General features: G+C 45.3%; 14 protein-coding genes. 7 read left to right on the top strand and 7 right to left on the bottom strand.

Annotated features, from left to right (window positions below; translation table 11 throughout):
* The first annotated feature begins 505 nt into the window (after positions 1-505).
* Together rne and L876_RS0116645 are read left to right on the top strand one after the other, a co-directional pair.
* Complete coding sequence (gene rne, locus L876_RS0116650; RefSeq protein ID WP_028764830.1) at positions 506-3,898, top strand: ribonuclease E; 3,393 nt, start codon at positions 506-508, stop codon at positions 3,896-3,898.
* Between the two features lie 129 nt (positions 3,899-4,027).
* On the top strand, positions 4,028-5,587 hold the full coding sequence (locus tag L876_RS0116645; RefSeq protein ID WP_028764829.1) for a SulP family inorganic anion transporter: 1,560 nt from the start codon (positions 4,028-4,030) through the stop codon (positions 5,585-5,587).
* Between the two features lie 54 nt (positions 5,588-5,641).
* Here the strand turns inward: L876_RS0116645 and L876_RS0116640 are convergent, their stop codons facing one another.
* Entirely contained in the window at positions 5,642-6,553 is a 912-nt protein-coding gene (locus L876_RS0116640; RefSeq protein WP_028764828.1) for a bifunctional methionine sulfoxide reductase B/A protein, read from the bottom strand.
* A 317-nt stretch (positions 6,554-6,870) separates the two neighbouring features.
* Between L876_RS0116640 and L876_RS0116635 the strand changes: the two genes are divergently transcribed.
* Together L876_RS0116635 and ylqF are read left to right on the top strand one after the other, a co-directional pair.
* Positions 6,871-7,710 (top strand): isopenicillin N synthase family dioxygenase, encoded by an 840-nt coding sequence (locus L876_RS0116635; protein WP_028764827.1) that lies wholly within the window; start codon positions 6,871-6,873, stop codon positions 7,708-7,710.
* 106 nt (positions 7,711-7,816) lie between these two features.
* A complete protein-coding gene (gene ylqF, locus L876_RS0116630) occupies positions 7,817-8,764 on the top strand; it encodes a ribosome biogenesis GTPase YlqF (RefSeq protein WP_028764826.1) in 948 nt (315 codons plus the stop codon).
* A gap of 40 nt (positions 8,765-8,804) precedes the next feature.
* On the opposite strand, the gene L876_RS0116625 is transcribed toward ylqF, so the two are convergent.
* A complete protein-coding gene (locus L876_RS0116625) occupies positions 8,805-9,266 on the bottom strand; it encodes a low molecular weight protein-tyrosine-phosphatase (RefSeq protein ID WP_028764825.1) in 462 nt (153 codons plus the stop codon).
* 21 nt (positions 9,267-9,287) lie between these two features.
* On the bottom strand, positions 9,288-10,145 hold the full coding sequence (locus tag L876_RS0116620; RefSeq protein ID WP_081730734.1) for a DNA ligase: 858 nt from the start codon (positions 10,143-10,145) through the stop codon (positions 9,288-9,290).
* A gap of 150 nt (positions 10,146-10,295) precedes the next feature.
* Here L876_RS0116620 and L876_RS0116615 point away from each other — a divergent pair, with 150 nt between their 5' ends.
* Positions 10,296-10,667: a diacylglycerol kinase gene (locus L876_RS0116615; protein WP_028764823.1), complete on the top strand. Its 372-nt coding sequence runs from the start codon at positions 10,296-10,298 to the stop codon at positions 10,665-10,667.
* Positions 10,668-10,960: 293 nt separating this feature from the next.
* Positions 10,961-11,782 (top strand): hypothetical protein, encoded by an 822-nt coding sequence (locus L876_RS0116610; protein ID WP_245686924.1) that lies wholly within the window; start codon positions 10,961-10,963, stop codon positions 11,780-11,782.
* Positions 11,783-11,943: 161 nt separating this feature from the next.
* On the opposite strand, the gene L876_RS0116605 is transcribed toward L876_RS0116610, so the two are convergent.
* A complete protein-coding gene (locus tag L876_RS0116605) occupies positions 11,944-13,170 on the bottom strand; it encodes a nucleoside recognition domain-containing protein (RefSeq protein WP_028764821.1) in 1,227 nt (408 codons plus the stop codon).
* A gap of 86 nt (positions 13,171-13,256) precedes the next feature.
* Between L876_RS0116605 and rsmF the strand changes: the two genes are divergently transcribed.
* Positions 13,257-14,693, top strand: a complete 1,437-nt coding sequence (gene rsmF / locus L876_RS0116600) for a 16S rRNA (cytosine(1407)-C(5))-methyltransferase RsmF (RefSeq protein WP_028764820.1) — start codon at positions 13,257-13,259, stop codon at positions 14,691-14,693.
* A gap of 234 nt (positions 14,694-14,927) precedes the next feature.
* Here the strand turns inward: rsmF and L876_RS0116595 are convergent, their stop codons facing one another.
* The 3 genes from L876_RS0116595 to holB are packed head-to-tail and all read right to left on the bottom strand — an operon-like array spanning position 14,928 to position 17,013.
* A complete protein-coding gene (locus L876_RS0116595) occupies positions 14,928-15,716 on the bottom strand; it encodes a TatD family hydrolase (protein ID WP_028764819.1) in 789 nt (262 codons plus the stop codon).
* 46 nt (positions 15,717-15,762) lie between these two features.
* Positions 15,763-16,089 (bottom strand): PilZ domain-containing protein, encoded by a 327-nt coding sequence (locus tag L876_RS0116590; RefSeq protein WP_028764818.1) that lies wholly within the window; start codon positions 16,087-16,089, stop codon positions 15,763-15,765.
* A gap of 6 nt (positions 16,090-16,095) precedes the next feature.
* Entirely contained in the window at positions 16,096-17,013 is a 918-nt protein-coding gene (gene holB, locus L876_RS0116585; protein ID WP_028764817.1) for a DNA polymerase III subunit delta', read from the bottom strand.
* Between the last annotated feature and the right edge of the window lies 1 nt (position 17,014).

Raw genomic sequence — 17,014 nt, 5'->3', positions numbered from 1 at the left:
TTTGCCACGCGATTGGGGATAAAAGATGAATAAAGTGTTCATAAAACCCCCACAGCATGCGTGAAGAGCGGAGACTAAAAGACATTTTTACTGAGTAGCAAACCATTGATTTGCAAGTTGTTGCATTAAAATAAACCGAGAAAACGAGTTTGAACAACTAAACCCAGTATTAATGCCACATTTCAACGTGGTTTCTCCAAGAATAGCGCCCCAAATTCGAAGTTTAATTTTAACTTGTCGTCAGACGAACGCTTATCGATTTTGGCATTACCGGAAAGTACATTAGAATTTATGGGGTTGGTTGACGTTTTACAACGAATTCCTTGTTTTTAGAACATTAAAAAATAAGCCATAAATAGGATGCGACACGCAGCGAATGCGTCTTACATAAATTGCGCACCTTGCTCAGACTTAAAGCCGTGAGGCTTTAATGACTAACTCTGAGCCCGTAATGCAACGAAATAGCTTGGTTTGATGACCCTATTTTAAGAAGAAATACGTCATCATGAAACGGATGTTAATTAATGCGACTCAATCTGAAGAGTTGCGCGTAGCCCTAGTTGATGGGCAACAACTGTATGATCTAGATATCGAAAGTCCTGGTCACGAACAGAAAAAAGCCAATATCTACAAAGGTAAAATCACCCGAGTAGAGCCTTCACTTGAAGCAGCGTTTGTGGATTATGGCGCTGAACGCCATGGTTTCCTGCCATTAAAAGAGATTGCTCGCGAATACTTCCCTAAAGGTTATTCTTTCCAAGGTCGCCCCAACATCAAAGAGGTGATCAAAGAAGGCCAAGAAGTTATCGTGCAGATTGATAAAGAGGAGCGCGGCAACAAAGGCGCGGCACTCACTACGTTTATCAGCCTAGCAGGTTCATACCTTGTCTTAATGCCAAACAACCCTCGTGCAGGCGGTATTTCTCGTCGAATCGAAGGCGATGAGCGCACTGAACTTAAAGCGGCTATGTCTGAGCTTGATGTTCCTCAAGGAATGGGGCTCATCGTGCGTACTGCTGGTGTAGGTAAAGATGCGGCTGAACTAAAGTGGGATTTGAAGGTACTTCAGCACCATTGGGCTGCTATTGAAGAAGCAGCACAGACCCGTCCAGCTCCTTTTCTTATTCACCAAGAAAGCAACGTCATAGTGCGTGCGATTCGTGACTATTTACGTCGCGACGTGGGTGAAGTTCTTATCGATCATGAGCGCATTTATGAGCAAGCTAAGCAACATGTTGCATTAGTTCGTCCAGACTTTGTCGACCGTATTAAGCGTTATGAAGCCGAAGTTCCACTATTCACTCATTTCCAAATCGAAACTCAAATTGAATCGGCCTTCCAACGCGAAGTGCGACTTCCATCTGGTGGCTCAATTGTTATCGATCCAACAGAAGCGTTAACGTCAATTGATATCAACTCAGCCCGAGCGACAAAAGGCGGCGATATCGAAGAAACGGCACTCAATACCAACTTAGAAGCCGCAGACGAGATTGCGCGTCAATTACGCCTACGTGATTTAGGTGGTCTTGTGGTTATCGATTTCATCGATATGACGCCAGTCAGACATCAACGTGAAGTTGAGAACAGAATGCGTGACGCAGTACATCACGACAGAGCACGCGTTCAACTTGGACGCATTTCACGCTTTGGCCTAATGGAGATGTCTCGTCAGCGCCTACGTCCTTCGCTTGAAGAGTCTGCTGCACACTTATGTCCTCGCTGCCATGGCCAAGGCACTATCCGCGGCACTGAATCATTAGCACTGTCGATTCTTCGCCTAATGGAAGAGGAAGCGATTAAAGAGAACACTTCTCAAATCGAAGCGGTAGTACCTGTTGATGTCGCAGCCTTCTTGCTTAACGAAAAACGTAAAGCCATTCGTATTACCGAGCAGCGTCACGATGTTGAGGTCTATGTGATCCCAGATCCAAACATGACCACGCCAGACTACCGTGTGACGCGTCATCGTAAAGATGACCAGATCAGCGAATCGAGCTATAAACTACTCGAACAGCCAGAAAGCAAACTTTACGAACCACGTAAGCTAGAACGTGCAGCGTCGCCAGAACCAGCATTGAAAGGTTTTGCAGCACCAGTTAAAACAGAAGCAGATTCAACGCCGACACCAGCGCCTAAAACGGCATCAAAAGCAGAAACAAAAACCGCTGAGCCTGGTTTAGTTTCCAAACTGCTGTCAGCTATCGGCAAACTCTTCAGTTCTGACGAACCAAAACAAGAAGAGAAAAAGACACAAGAACAACCACGTCGTAATACACAAAACCGAAATGGTCGTCGTAACACTCGCCGCAACGACAGTCGCAATGACAACCGTAAAGGGCGTGAGGACAATGAGTCTAAGTCAAACGACAACAAGCGCACTCGCAACCCTAGAAATGAAACGAATGACACCAACGCCTCTAAGGGCCGTAATGAGACTAAAAGGCCTAAGCGTGATGATGCAAAGTCACGTCCAGCGCAAAAGTCGCAGGATGATTCGCAAGAGTTGCAACCTAAGCAAGAAGCTGCACGCGAACGTCGTCAACGCAGAAATATGCGTAGAAAAGTACGAGTTCAAACTGAACAGCAAGCAGCTGAAGAAGCAAAGCTAGCACTAGAGGCGCAAACAGCTGAAGTAGTCGCTCCTGCCGATACAGCGGCTGAAGAGTCTGCACCTAAGAGTGAAGGCAAATCTACCCGCACTCGCCGTCAGCCACGTAAAGCAAAGCCAAAACAGGAGAAAGTTGCAGAGTCTGACACGCAAAGCACCGATGTTGGTGTTGAAGCAGAAGCGACTGAATCGACCGAACCAAAAACCGTTATTCATACGGAAGCAAAAGCCAGTACGGTTGAAACTGAAGCCGTTGCAGAGCAAACTGTTGATGCCGTTGCAACAGAGGCTGACGAGCAAGATAGCGAAGGTAAACGCGAGCCTAGAGATGGCCAACGTCGTAGCCGTCGTAGTCCGCGTCACTTAAGAGCCGCTGGACAACGTAGACGTCGTGACGAAGAGCCTAATGGTGAAACGAACGGTGAACCAACGCAACCTGCTTTTATCCCCAATGACGTAGAAACTGCACCAGTACTTGATCAAGATTTTGAACAAGCATCAGCCGATGCGGCCGCAGTCGACACAACAACGGTTGCAGAGACGCAAACCACTGCAGTGCCGGTAAGCGTCGATGCTAGCGTCGAGGTTGAGGTTAAGGTTGAAGAGAAGCCACAAGCACCAGCAAAAGCTAAGCGCCGTGTGTCGTCTTCCTCTTCTGCCGCTTCCACTGCTAGCGCTCCCGCTAAAGCGCAAAGCAGCGAAGTCGCTGACCAACCTGTCGCTGAAGTTGAAACTCTCGCGGTAGAAGCGCCTGCGGCTGAACCAGTAACAGAAATCGTTGCCGACGTTGCAGCAGCTAAACCTGAAAAGGTTGAAGTTGTTGAAGCTGATGCTGATATCGTTGAGGTCACAGCCAAAGAGATTGAACCTGCGCCAGTTGTTGAAGCTAAAGTGAACGCTCCTGCCGAAACAGCGGTTATCACTGAGACGGTCGACACTAAAGCTCAGCCAGAGGTCAAGACCAAGGCAAAATCAGTCGACGTAGCTGAAGCGACCTCAGCATCTGCACCGATGGCCAAACCTGCGGCCATTGCCAAGCCTGTGGCAGCGATTCCTGTTACGGCTAATGTGGTAGCTCAGGTAGCGGTAGCACCTGAAACCGTTGCAACCCCTAAGGTTGCCACCAGTCGCTTTGGTTCTATGGTGACATCGACCACGACCAAGCCTACAGTTGAGAGCAGAGAACACGTTGAAGTCCCTGCTGGACGCCAATATGAAACAGAGTCGAAAGAAGTGAAAACCTCTGCGACTCGCGGCAATAGTGCCGATTCGGAAATGGCTCGTCCCTAGTTTATAATTAGCGTTATAAACCCTAAAAGCCATGCTCTAATGCATGGCTTTTTATTTTATTGCGGTCAAAATTTTGCTAGTATGCGCGGCCGCACACCAATCAAATAACAAATATACAACAGAGGCTAAATGTTCGATCTTATTCGTCACAAAACCGCCAGCCACCGAGCTGATTTACTTTCAGGGTTAACTGTAGCCTTGGCACTTGTTCCTGAAGCTGTTGCATTTGCATTTGTCGCAGGTGTAGAGCCGATGGTTGGTCTATATGCCGCATTTATTATGGGATTAGTTACCGCACTGATTGGCGGGCGCCCTGGTATGATTTCTGGTGCGACAGGTGCGATGGCTGTCGTCATGGTAGCCTTGGTCGCTGAACATGGCGTGCAGTACCTTTTCGCTGCTGTTGTCCTTGCTGGACTGATCCAGGTCAGCTTTGGACTCCTCAAACTAGGTAAATTCATTCGCATCGTTCCCTACCCTGTGATGATAGGTTTCGTTAATGGTCTAGCGATCGTTATCTTCCTGGCACAACTTGGGCAGTTTAAGGCTCCGGATGCAAATGGGATATTAAGTTGGTTACCACAAGACCAGCTTATGCTAATGCTTGGACTAGTTGCATTAACCATGGCAATCATTCACTTCTTGCCCAAACTGACCACCGCATTTCCTTCCTCTTTGGCAGCAATATTAACGGTTACAGCAATTGTTGTGTTGCTGGATTTAGACACCCGTACTGTATTGGACTTTCTTAAATCAATGAGTGGTGATGACAACGCCACGATTGCTGGTTCTTTGCCGACGTTCTCAATTCCATCGGTCGCCTTTAACCTAGAAACACTTTACATCATTTTGCCTTACTCTTTTATCCTAGCGGCTGTAGGCCTTATTGAATCACTACTGACTTTAACGGTTATTGATGAAATGACGGGCACTCGTGGTAAAGGCAACAAAGAGTGTGTTGGCCAAGGTATCGGTAACATCACGAGTGGTTTCTTTGGCGCTATGGGTGGTTGTGCGATGATAGGTCAGTCCATGATCAACATCAACTCAGGTGGACGAGGCCGTTTATCGGGTATTACTGCCGCGCTCGCCCTACTTGCATTCATTCTCTTTGGCTCATCCTTTATTGAGATGATCCCCCTTGCAGCGTTAGTCGGCGTAATGTTTATGGTCGTACTCGGTACATTTGAATGGGCTAGTTTCAATGTGATGAGAAAAGTGCCTAAGCATGATGCATTTGTCATCGTATTAGTCACGGTTGTCACCGTATTTACCGATCTTGCTTTTGCTGTCTTCGTTGGTGTAATTGTATCGGCACTGGTGTTTGCATGGGAACACGCTAAACACATTAATGTTGAAATTAGTGAAGATAACAATGGCTGGAAAGTCTATAAACTTAATGGCCCACTATTCTTTGGTTCAGTAGCAGACTTCCTTGAGCTGTTTCATGCTAAAACTGATCCTGAAGATGTGATTGTAGACTTCCAGAACTCAAGAGTTTGTGACCATTCTGCATTAGATGCTATCGACACCTTAGCCGAGCGTTATGTCAGTGCGGGGAAAAAACTGCACCTACGTCACTTGAGTCATGACTGTAAACAGCTTCTGCATAAGGCTGGTGATCTGGTTGAAGTGAACCTAATCGAAGATCCACATTATAAAGTGGCAGACGACAAATTAGATTCGTAACCATTAACAAGGGGTCATGACCCAGTAAAAAGGCGCTTTAAGCGCCTTTTTTTGTTAAGCCCCCTCACTCTTTAGCTTGTCCTTAAACAGTGCTTTCACCTTATCGACTTTGGGGCGTACAACCATCTGACAATAGGGCTGTTGGCCATTGTTTGCATAATAATCATCATGATAGGTTTCTGCCGGGTAGAAGATTTTATAGGCCACCAACTCGGTCACAATGGGCGCATCCCAAACCTTGGACTCAGTCAGTCTGGCGATCATCTCACTGGCAATATCAATCTGCTCGGCATTATGGGCAAAAATCACCGAACGATACTGTGGACCGACATCATTTCCTTGACGATTCAATGTGGTGGGATCATGGCTCTGCCAAAAGACTTCCAGTAGCTCTTTAAAGCCAATCACCGCTTCATCAAACTCTATATGCACCACTTCGGCATGATGGGTTTGTCCACTGCAAACCGCTTTGTAATTAGCAGTCGTTTCATCACCACCGCTATAACCAGACCGCACCGCAATCACGCCTTTTAGTTGTGAAAAAATGGCTTCTAAACACCAAAAACAACCACCACCTAATGTCGCGAAACCATTTGTCGACGCGGTGTTCGCTTCAATGCCTTTAAATACCATGGACACTGAGTTAATACAGTGACGAATATTTTTGTCGGTGAGGTATTCGCCCTCAAACACATGGCCTAAATGTCCCTGACACTGGCTACAGACAATCTCCACACGTCGACCATCAGCGTCAGCCCGTCGCGTGACGGCGCCCGCTATTTCATCATCAAACGCTGGCCAGCCACAATGAGCATTAAACTTGTGCTCCGAACGATATAGTGGTGCGTCACAACGCTTACAGTGATATACACCTTGAGCATCATGTTTGTCATATTCGCCACTAAATGGGCGTTCGGTGCCCTTGTCTTCAATGACATATTGTTCAAATTCAGTTAACTCACGCATTATTTCTCAACCTCTACAGCGAACTTTCTATTGACCTAGTACGTTACGATTTACGACTAAGCCCACATTCATGCCAACCTATTACGATTAAAGATACCAGATTAAAGACCGAGTAATTAACTCTGATATTTCAAATCACTAATTTTTAACCCCCTGTTTTTACGCTAATGATTGAATAAGCAATGATTAACACCCCCAGACCTAACCATCAATCTTTAACACAAACAATCGTAGCGTGATTTACCTCACACTTATTTGCTCTAGGTTAAGTCCATAGGTAAACTTGCTCTGGGGTTTAATAACAAGAAATTAAAAAAATGAAATTAGAAACAATTGATTACCAATCAAGCGATAGTGCTCAGCGCTTCGTGGAGTCACTAAGAGAAACTGGGTTTGGTGTACTGTCTAACCACCCAATTAACAAAGAGCTAGTAGAAAGTATCTACCAAGAATGGCAGGCTTTTTTCAACGGTGAAGATAAGCACGATTTTCTGTTTAAACCAGAGACTCAAGATGGTTTTTTCCCTGCTGAAATTTCAGAAACAGCCAAAGGCCATAGCGTTAAAGATATTAAAGAGTACTATCACGTTTACCCATGGGGTCGTATTCCTGACAGTTTACGCAGTAATATCCTCAAGTATTACCAAGAAGCCAACGCGCTCGCCGCAGAACTGCTCTCTTGGGTCGAAGCCCATACGCCAGCCGATGTTGCAGTCAATTACTCCATCGCCCTACCCAAAATGATTGAAGACAGCAATAAGACGCTACTGCGCATCCTTCACTATCCACCAATGACGGGTGACGAAGAATTGGGTGCTATCCGTGCTGCCGCACATGAAGATATTAACTTATTAACCGTACTCCCAGCAGCCAATGAACCTGGCTTACAAGTCAAAACTAAATCTGGTGAATGGTTAGACGTACCCAGTGATTTTGGCAATATCATCATCAATATCGGTGATATGTTACAAGAGGCTTCGGGTGGCTACTTCCCTTCTACAACCCATCGAGTAGTTAACCCTAAAGGCACAGATACAAGTCGCTCACGTATCTCGCTACCGCTGTTTTTACACCCAAAGCCAGAAGTTGTGCTGTCTGAGCGCTATACTGCAGACAGTTACTTGATGGAACGTTTAAGAGAACTTGGGGTCATCTAGCCTTAAGTCTCTTAATAAAAAGCGCCATTTGGCGCTTTTTATTTGTGATTTTTCTGACATATCAAGGTAAAATCCCGCCAACTTCAGCTAAAGGTAGAGTAATAACATGGCTATTCAGTGGTATCCCGGTCACATGCACAAAGCGCGTAAAGAGATTGAAGAGGTTATGCCTCAAATCGATCTCGTGATTGAGGTGCTCGATGCCCGTATTCCCTTTAGCAGTGAAAACCCAATGGTCAAAACACTTCGCGGTGATAAGCCTTGTATCAAGCTATTAAATAAATCAGATTTAGCCGATCCTGTCACCACGCAAAAATGGGTTGAATATTTGGAGCTTGAACAAGGTGTAAAAGCGATGGCAATTACCACCTTACAAGCAAGCCAAGTGCGCAAAATCCCCGATTTATGCCGTAAATTAGTACCGAGTAGAGATACAACAGAAAAAGATATCCGCACCATGATCATGGGTATCCCCAACGTGGGGAAATCCACCATCATCAACACCCTTGCAGGACGCGTTATCGCTAAAACAGGTAACGAGCCCGCCGTGACCAAAAGACAACAGCGAATAAACTTAAAAAACGGTATCGTTCTCTCTGATACACCCGGAATTCTATGGCCAAAAGTAGACAATGAGTCTAGTAGCTACCGCTTAGCAGTAACTGGCGCAATCAAAGATACCGCGATGGAATATGGAGACGTAGCCATGTTTGCCGCCGAATATTTCCTTAAGGCTTATCCAGATGCAATGCTTGAACGTTACAAGCTTAAAGCGTTACCTAAAGACGACATTGGGCTACTGGAAGCTATTGGCCGTAAACGTGGTGCGTTAAGACCAGGTGGGCGCATCGACCTGCACAAAGCTTCTGAGCTTTTGTTGCATGAATATCGCTCAGGGAAAATCGGGTTACTATCATTAGAGACCCCCGAAATGGCTGAGATTGAAAAAGCTGAAGTGGCGAGAATATTGGCAGAGAAAGAGGCCATTAAACAGGCTAAGCTCGAAGCCGAAAGGCTAAAACGCTCTGGCGTGCGTCACAACAATAACGATTAAGCTATTTAATGTGAGACTGCGGGGCCAAGTACCCGCAGTCTCATTTTAGGCTGGCTATCAGCGCATCACAGCTCTGCTCCAAGAGATCCAAAACCAATTCAAACCCCTTATCTCCCCCATAATAGGGATCGGGCACTTCTGTATAGCCACCATCAATATAAGACAAGATCAAGCGAAGTTTATATTGCAGATGCGCCGGGCATCGCTGTTTCAAATCGGCTAAATTTGCTTCGTCAGCCGCTAAAATAAGGTCAAATTGTTCAAAATCATCATTGGTTACAGCTCTTGCTGTGATGCCACTGAAATCGAATCCACGGCGCTCACCTGCAGCTCTAGCACGGGTATCAGGGCTTTCACCTTGATGATAAGCGATCGTGCCGGCTGAATCACTGCTTATCTCTACCCCCTGCTCCCGCGCCTTTGTCCTAAATACCGCTTCAGCACTGGGCGAGCGGCAGATGTTTCCCATACAAATAAAAAGTACCGATGTAATTCTAGTCATATTCCCTATCTACCATTGTATTTACTGCGTTAACCTTACCCTAAGAAACGTAGCAAACCTAGGTAAGCCTGTTTTAGTCAAACCATAGTATTTGTAGGTCACGGTTGAGCCAATTTCGGGTGGATGCAGTCGTTGCTCATCGCTCAAACCACTGCCAAGTTTAAATATGCGTCCGTCATCGGTTTTGACCTGTAATGCACCTAACATACCAAAATACTTTCCCTTTCCCGGCAGGTGGGCAACGACAATGGCTTCAGCATCTTCATAGGGCTTTAACTTAACCAAATCCATGGTTCGCCCCACGCTATAGTATGCTGTTTTACGATGTAACATCATCCCCTCTGCACCTTGCTTGACCAAAGCGCTAAGCTGTTCGTCAAGTAGCGCCATCGAGTCATAACTTCGTTGCTCAACTATTTTCAAATAGGGCGATAGATTGGCATATTTTTGCAACAACAGTTGATAGCGCCTTTCAAAGGGCAATGCCGAATGAGGTAAATCAAAGACCATGAATTTAACGGCTCGCCAGCGCTCTTGGTCAGGAGAGTGATGACGCACTAATGCCGATACAGCATCAAACTTACCTCGCGCTATCCATAGCTCACCATCAAGTGCACTGGAGGGGAACTCCTGGGTAAACCACTTTGGTAAGGCGACCTCTCGCCCACTTCGCGTCAACATACGACGTCCAGTCCAGCGCCCGCGAACACCATCGAGTTTTTCGCTCGCTAAGTATTGTGACACTGGCAGTTGAGGAGAAGATGCCGCAGCATGCTGAAGTGAAGGCTTTTTAACGCTTGGTGACTCAGAAAAGGTTTTCGCCGAAAACATTAAACAGCTTGTCAGTAAAACAACAAAGATAGATGATAGGATTTTCATTGGCTCCTCCATGAGCAACATTGACATGAACTAAGTAAGTTTAGACCAATTGGTTAAAGGTCAATGTCATGATCGTTATAGTGATGTTATACTTTTGCCAAAATCACTTTTTGCGCTACTAAACTGTTAGCCATTTTTCACTGGAATACTATGAAACCGGAAAATAACCACGGAATTAAACGCATTTTCAGAGCCACTGGTTTTTCTATGCAAGGGTTAAAACAAGCTTGGCAATTTGAGGCTGCCTTTAGACAAGAGTTAATGCTTGCAGCGGTAATGCTACCTATTGCACTCTTAGTCGATGTTCCTACCGTTGAACGCCTGCTGCTTATCATGACGCTATTTATCGTACTCATTGTCGAGCTACTCAACTCAGCCATCGAAGCTGTGGTAGATAGAATTGGCGATGAAATTCACCCACTAAGTGGTCAAGCTAAGGATATCGCTTCTGCTGCAGTGTTTATGAGCCTTGCGTTATGCGGAGTTACTTGGGCTGTCATTCTCTTTACTCATTACTTCTAAGCGTTCTATCGGTGCGTAGTGGGTAAACCTAACTGCGCACCAATTACCGCGATCTCCCTCCTGCTTTTACAAAATTCCCAGCCTTTATTGACATTTATTGATACAAATCATTCACAATTAGAAATATCCTGATAGAATGATTAACGCTTAAATATTCATTTAGATAAAAATCAGATAGTTATAATAATTAAAGTTTGATGAGGTCCTCTTTGGCAGCCAAATATTTTACATTAGTCGCATTGGCATTACTCAGTTTTTCCGCCACCGCAGCAGAAAGCGATAATGCACCCGTCATTCAAAACACCACCGACACCAGTAAAACGATTATTCGCGTTGGTGGCTTCTACTCCAACTCAAATTCCAGCATGGATGTTACAGATCCATTACGAGGTGAAGACTTCAAAATCGATTTTGAAAAAGATTTGAAATTAGAAGAGTCACAGTTTTTACCTTTCTTTGAGGTTATTCACCACTTCAATAGCAAGCACTCTGTTTATCTAGACTGGAAGCAGTTACATCGCAGTGCTGAAGTAAAAAAGCTCACCGTCCCTTTTCAAGTATCTCTCAATGACAAAGTTTATGACATTCAAGCTGGAGCGCGTTTAGACACTACCTTAAATATCGATATCGCTCGCCTGGGATACAACTATCGCTTCTATCAGGGCAACAATTACGACTTAGGCGTGAGCATTGGCTTGCATACCATGTTCATCAAAACCGCTTTTGACGGTGACATAGGTGTATGTATCGAAGGGGAGAATATTGAGCAATGTGGTTCAACTTCAACCCCTAAATTTGTCGAAGAAGAGGTCACTGCACCGCTACCTGATATCGGCTTGTTTGGTAACTATGAGTTTGTACCTGGTTTTGTCTTTAATGCTCATGCACAGTACTTTTACATTGAGCTTGATGACGTTAAAGGCAGCCTTGTCGATATAAGAGCGGGGGTAGAGGCGGAGATAACTGAAAACTGGCATATGACAGCCGCCTTTAACTACTACAAAGTTGATGTAGATTTTCATCATAATGCTGATCGCATCGATACAAAAATCGCCGATTATAATCTCTACTACAGCTTTATTGGCCCAATGTTATCAGTGAGCTATCAATTCTAACGTCTGTTAATGATTAACCTGGGTGTGCCATAAAACGCTATGGCACACTCGCCATGACTTAACCATCGACTGTAGCACTCTCCATCACTCAACAGAGCTCAATCATCCCCTCTCATATCACTCGCCCCCGACATTAGGCAACAATTCATGCTAATAGATTTTTAGCCATAGAATTGATAGCAAACAAAGATAGCGGCACAAATCCCCGCAATATCAGCAGTTAGTCCACACGCAAGGGCATGACGTCCGTTTCGTATACCTACGGCTCCAAAATAGACAGCTAATACATAGAATGTAGTTTCGGTACTGCCTTGAACAATTGCAGCCAAGCGACCAGCAAAGGAGTCAACACCATGATGCTGCATAGTCTCTAACATCATCGCTCGTGCGCCAGAGCCGCTAAAAGGTTTCATAATGGCTGTCGGCAGAGCGTCAATAAAACGCGTGTCACCACCAAGTAACTGAACTAGTGCAGCGATAACACTCAACAGATAATCTAACGCACCAGAGGCACGCAAGAGCGCAATGGCTAATAACATGGCCAATAGATAGGGGATCAACTTAATTGCTTGTTCAAATCCCTCTTTGGCTCCTGCCACAAACTCATCGTAAACAGCGACCTTACGAAGCCCAGCCACAAGAATAAAACTAAATACCAACAACAAGAGTATGCCGTTGCCGAGCGCCGTAGATAGCTCACCAATCGCGGCTACCGATAGTGTGCCTAAATAAAAAACTAAAGCAGAAATCCCCGCAAAAAATAGACCACCGTATGCAAGTATGACGCTATTAAGTAGCGAGATGCGCTGAAACAAGGCGACCACAAGTATGCCAACTAATGTAGAAGCGGTTGTCGCTAACAAAATTGGCAGAAAGATATCTGCTGGTGCCGCCGCGCCCTGCTGTGCCCGGTACAAAAAAACGGTCACGGGCACTAAGGTTACTGAGGACGTATTGAGGACTAAAAATAGAATTTGTGCATTAGTGGCAACAGACTTATTAGGGTTAAGCTGCTGCAGATCTTGCATAGCCTTGAGTCCTAATGGTGTAGCAGCATTGTCGAGCCCCAGTACATTTGCAGTAAGGTTCATGGTAACACTACCGTAAGCTCGGTGGCCTCGAGGAACTTCAGGCATTAGCCTGCTGAGCAAGGGTTCAAACAGCCTAGCAAATACACTGACGACCCCAGCTTTCTCACCCACTCGCATAAGGCCCATCCACAACGCCAACACCCCGATTAAACCCAGTGCAATCTCTGCGGCAAGCTTAGCGCTGGAAAATAGTGCATTGACAGCATCAGCTAAAACAGACCAATGTCCCATGAAAAGCTGCACCATAATGGCCGCTAATGCAGTGACAAAAAATGCCACCCATATCCGATTTAACACGCAAACTCCTTCACTTAACCTTTAATCAAAGGCCGATCACCGATTGTGATATACTGCACCATAACAATATCTTGTTTTTCATTCTTATGGTCCAATTAAATCAAAATTTTATCGACAGTATCGCTAAAGATCTTCCACCTCATCTTACGATGGAAGATTTTATCGCATTCAGTGCATTGCCACTTCGACCCTCTATAAGGGTCAATACCCTTAAAATATCCTCAGCAGATTTTACTGCGCTGATGACCGCCAAAGGGTGGCAATTTGAACCCATCCCTTGGAGCGACGATGGATTTTGGATCACAACGGATAGTCAAATCCAGTTAGGCAATACCATTGAGCACATTCAAGGGCTGTTTTATATCCAAGAGGCGAGCTCAATGCTGCCTCCCCACGCGTTATTTCCAAAAACCATTGACGATGCGAGTCAGTTAACAGTGCTAGACATGGCTTCAGCACCAGGTTCAAAGACGACTCAACTCTCGGCAATGATGACCAACAACGGCCTGTTAGTTGCTAATGAATACTCATCCAGCCGGGTAAAAGTGCTGCATGCCAACGTATTGCGAATGGGCGGTAAAAACTGTGCCCTCACCCATTTTAATGCCCGCGTATTCGGTGAGTACTTGTATGATACCTTTGACGCCGTGCTGCTAGATGCCCCTTGTAGTGGTGAAGGCACTATACGCAAAGACCCTGATGCGTTAAAACATTGGGACTATGCTGAGATTGAAGCGATTGCAGCCACTCAACGTGATCTAATTGACTCAGCCTTTTTAGCACTCAAAACGGGTGGCAGCTTGGTTTACTCAACCTGCACACTTAACACCACCGAAAATCAAGCTGTTTGTAACTATCTCAAACAACGCTACGGTGATGCTGTTGAGTTTGAATCATTAGCCGATTTGTTTCCGGGTGCAAATAAAGCATTGACTTCAGAAGGCTTTTTACATGTTTGGCCACAAATCTATGACAGCGAAGGTTTCTTTATCGCCAAAATTCGAAAAACGATGGATATCGAGCGTGCCAAACCTGCTCCTAAGCCACAGAAAAATTTTCCATTTAACCAGACTAGCACCAAGCAGTTAGCCGCCATTCATGCATACTTTAAACAGAGTTTTAATATTGAACTCGATGGTATGGGACTCATCATGAGTCGCGACGATGAATATTGGTTGCTTCCATATCATGTTGAATCACTTATCGGCAAAATGCGTTTTCAACGGATTGGTTTAAAGCTGGCTGATGCTATTAAAAAAGGATTTAAAGTACGCCACGAAGCCATTGTCGCACTTGGACGAGCTGATTTGGGTTATCCATTAACAGAAAAACAAGCAACACAGTTTCTGATGGGACGAGACATCATGTTAGACGAAAAAGTTACGCCGCAAGGTGAAACCATTGTCTGTTATCACAACGTCCCAATAGGCGTGGTGAAACACTTGGGCAATAAGCTGAAAAACAGCTTACCCAGAGATCTAGTTAAAGATAAGATAAGTTCTTCGACGCCAAACATCGTGTAAATTTGCCAGCAGAGACACGACGCCAACAAATGAAACATCTTGTTACAAATGAAAGTAATTAAAATCCAAACAGTTCATGCGCTACTGCCTGCCTTGACTACACTAAAGTTCTGAGAGTCATTCGAGGTAACATCTCAAACAGTAGCGCACGGCTCTGAAAAGAGCCATTCCCCTAGACCCAGAACAATTGGAATAGTTTTGGGTCTTTTTTTGCGTGTCTTTTCTTGCCTGTATTTATCGACCGACTAACTTCGCCGCATCTTTAAACAGACTAAAAAAGTTACTAGACGTGTAATCGGCTAGCTCTTCATAAGACTCACCACGTAGCTGCGCAACAAATTCAGCCACATCGCGAACATATGCAGGTTGATTCTCTTGCCCACGATGGGGAACGGGCGCCAAATAAGGTGCATCGGTTTCAACTAACAACCTATCTTTTGGCACCTTGCGGATAACGGTGCGTAAATCACCGGCATTTTTAAACGTCACGATACCAGAAACCGAAATATAGAAACCGAGATCAATGGCGGCTTTGGCCATCTCCCAGTTTTCAGTAAAACAGTGCAGTACACCGCCTACTTTATCAGCATGCCCTTGTTTTAAAAAAGCGATGGTATCTTCTCTTGCATCACGAGTATGCACAATAAGCGGCTTATTTACCTCTACGGCTAAGGCGATCTGTTGCTCAAAACATTGCTGTTGCAGTGCTTTAGTTTCGTTAGCATAGAAGTAATCAAGCCCAGTCTCACCAATTGCGACCACTTTGGGATCGTTAAGGTAGTCGTGAATTTTCGTGGTATCTAAGCCATCTTGGACATCCAACGGATGAACACCTGCCGATAAAAAAATCTGCTCGAACTCGGCCATTTTCGCCTGCATGGCGCGAAACCCTTGCTGACGAACATTGACACATAAAAAGTAATCGACGCCGCGAGATTTAGCTTGTTCAATGAGCTGACGTAAACTGAGTTGATCGGGCGCGGCTTTTAGCCTATCGAGGTGGCAATGTGAATCGATGAGCACTGCGAGTATCCAAGTTAACGGTAAAAAGGAGGCAAAGAATACAGAGCTACATAGTGCAGGTCAAATCGCTAGAGGAAAGCTCTCTTGAAAGGAGGTTCTCAATGTGATGCTTATGGGTGGGAGCGTCAGTGATGATCTTAACCCCAATACCAGCAGGTCGTCCACCAGATGCGCCCAGCGGGTTAATCCACACAACCACGCCTTGAAACTCATGGCGTACTGTTGAGCCCGGTAGCTGATAGGCAATTGAAATCTCTTGGCCTAAATAGTGACTTTCAGTCGTCGCCACAAACAAGCCCGCAGGCTGAATAAACGGCATGTAGGCTCGATAAAGCTGATGTAAGGTATCAAAATTAATCACGAGATCGACCATATTAATTTATCTTGTTGTTAGCGACTCATACTCTAATATAAACGCTTGAAAAACCGCCATCACATTCACGTTTGGCATAGTGTTAAGACGATGATAGGTCTCCATCACTTGGCCTGCAAATGTCACTAACTTCACGTTAACTAGGGCATCAGCATTTTTCTGTTTAACCAATTTATATCGTAAAACCAGATATAAAACCTTAAGCGCATCAGAAACTTGCTTTTCATCTATATTAGTTAAACTAGCACACAGGTGCCCAGACGACAAACTTTGTATCCAACCTTTTCGATACATAAGCAGCTGCTGGTAACGTTCGCTCTGCAAAGCACTAAGTAACTCTATGGGTCCGCCCATCGCGGGTAAACACCAAGTTACGTCGTGATCACACGTTATTTGTGCAGCGATCCAATGCCTAAGCGTATCAGGCGAAGGCAATTGAAAATGTAACCGCTGACAGCGGCTGCTAATTGTTGCCATTAGCCTGCTGGGTGTGTCCGTTTGCAAAAAAATCAGTGTGTCACGGCCGGGTTCTTCGAGTGTTTTAAGCAGTGCATTTGCCGCTGCAGTATTTAGCTTTTCGCTGCTTTTGATGATTGCTACGCGTCGGCCACCCTGTTGTGCTGTCGAGGTTAAACTGCTGCACAGTGTTCGGATTTGATCGACTTTAATCTGGTTACCATCGGCCTCAACACTGTAAAGATCTGGGTGGCAATCAGCGGCCACCAACAAGCATGCTTTACAATGACCACATGCGCCGTCAGGCGTTGGTGATAGACATAAGGCTGTTTTTGCCAGTGCAAGTGTTAGCGACCACGCGCCATAACCTTGATGCATGCCGATTAAATAAGCATGACCATTCGCCCCCGCCATAACCTGTTGCGTAAACTGATCGATAACGGGTGACAACCAAGGAATGTCGCTCATC

This window comes from Shewanella colwelliana ATCC 39565 (assembly GCF_000518705.1).
In the GTDB taxonomy this organism is placed as follows: Bacteria; Pseudomonadota; Gammaproteobacteria; order Enterobacterales; family Shewanellaceae; genus Shewanella; species Shewanella colwelliana.
This window is presented reverse-complemented; position numbering and strand designations above follow the sequence as displayed.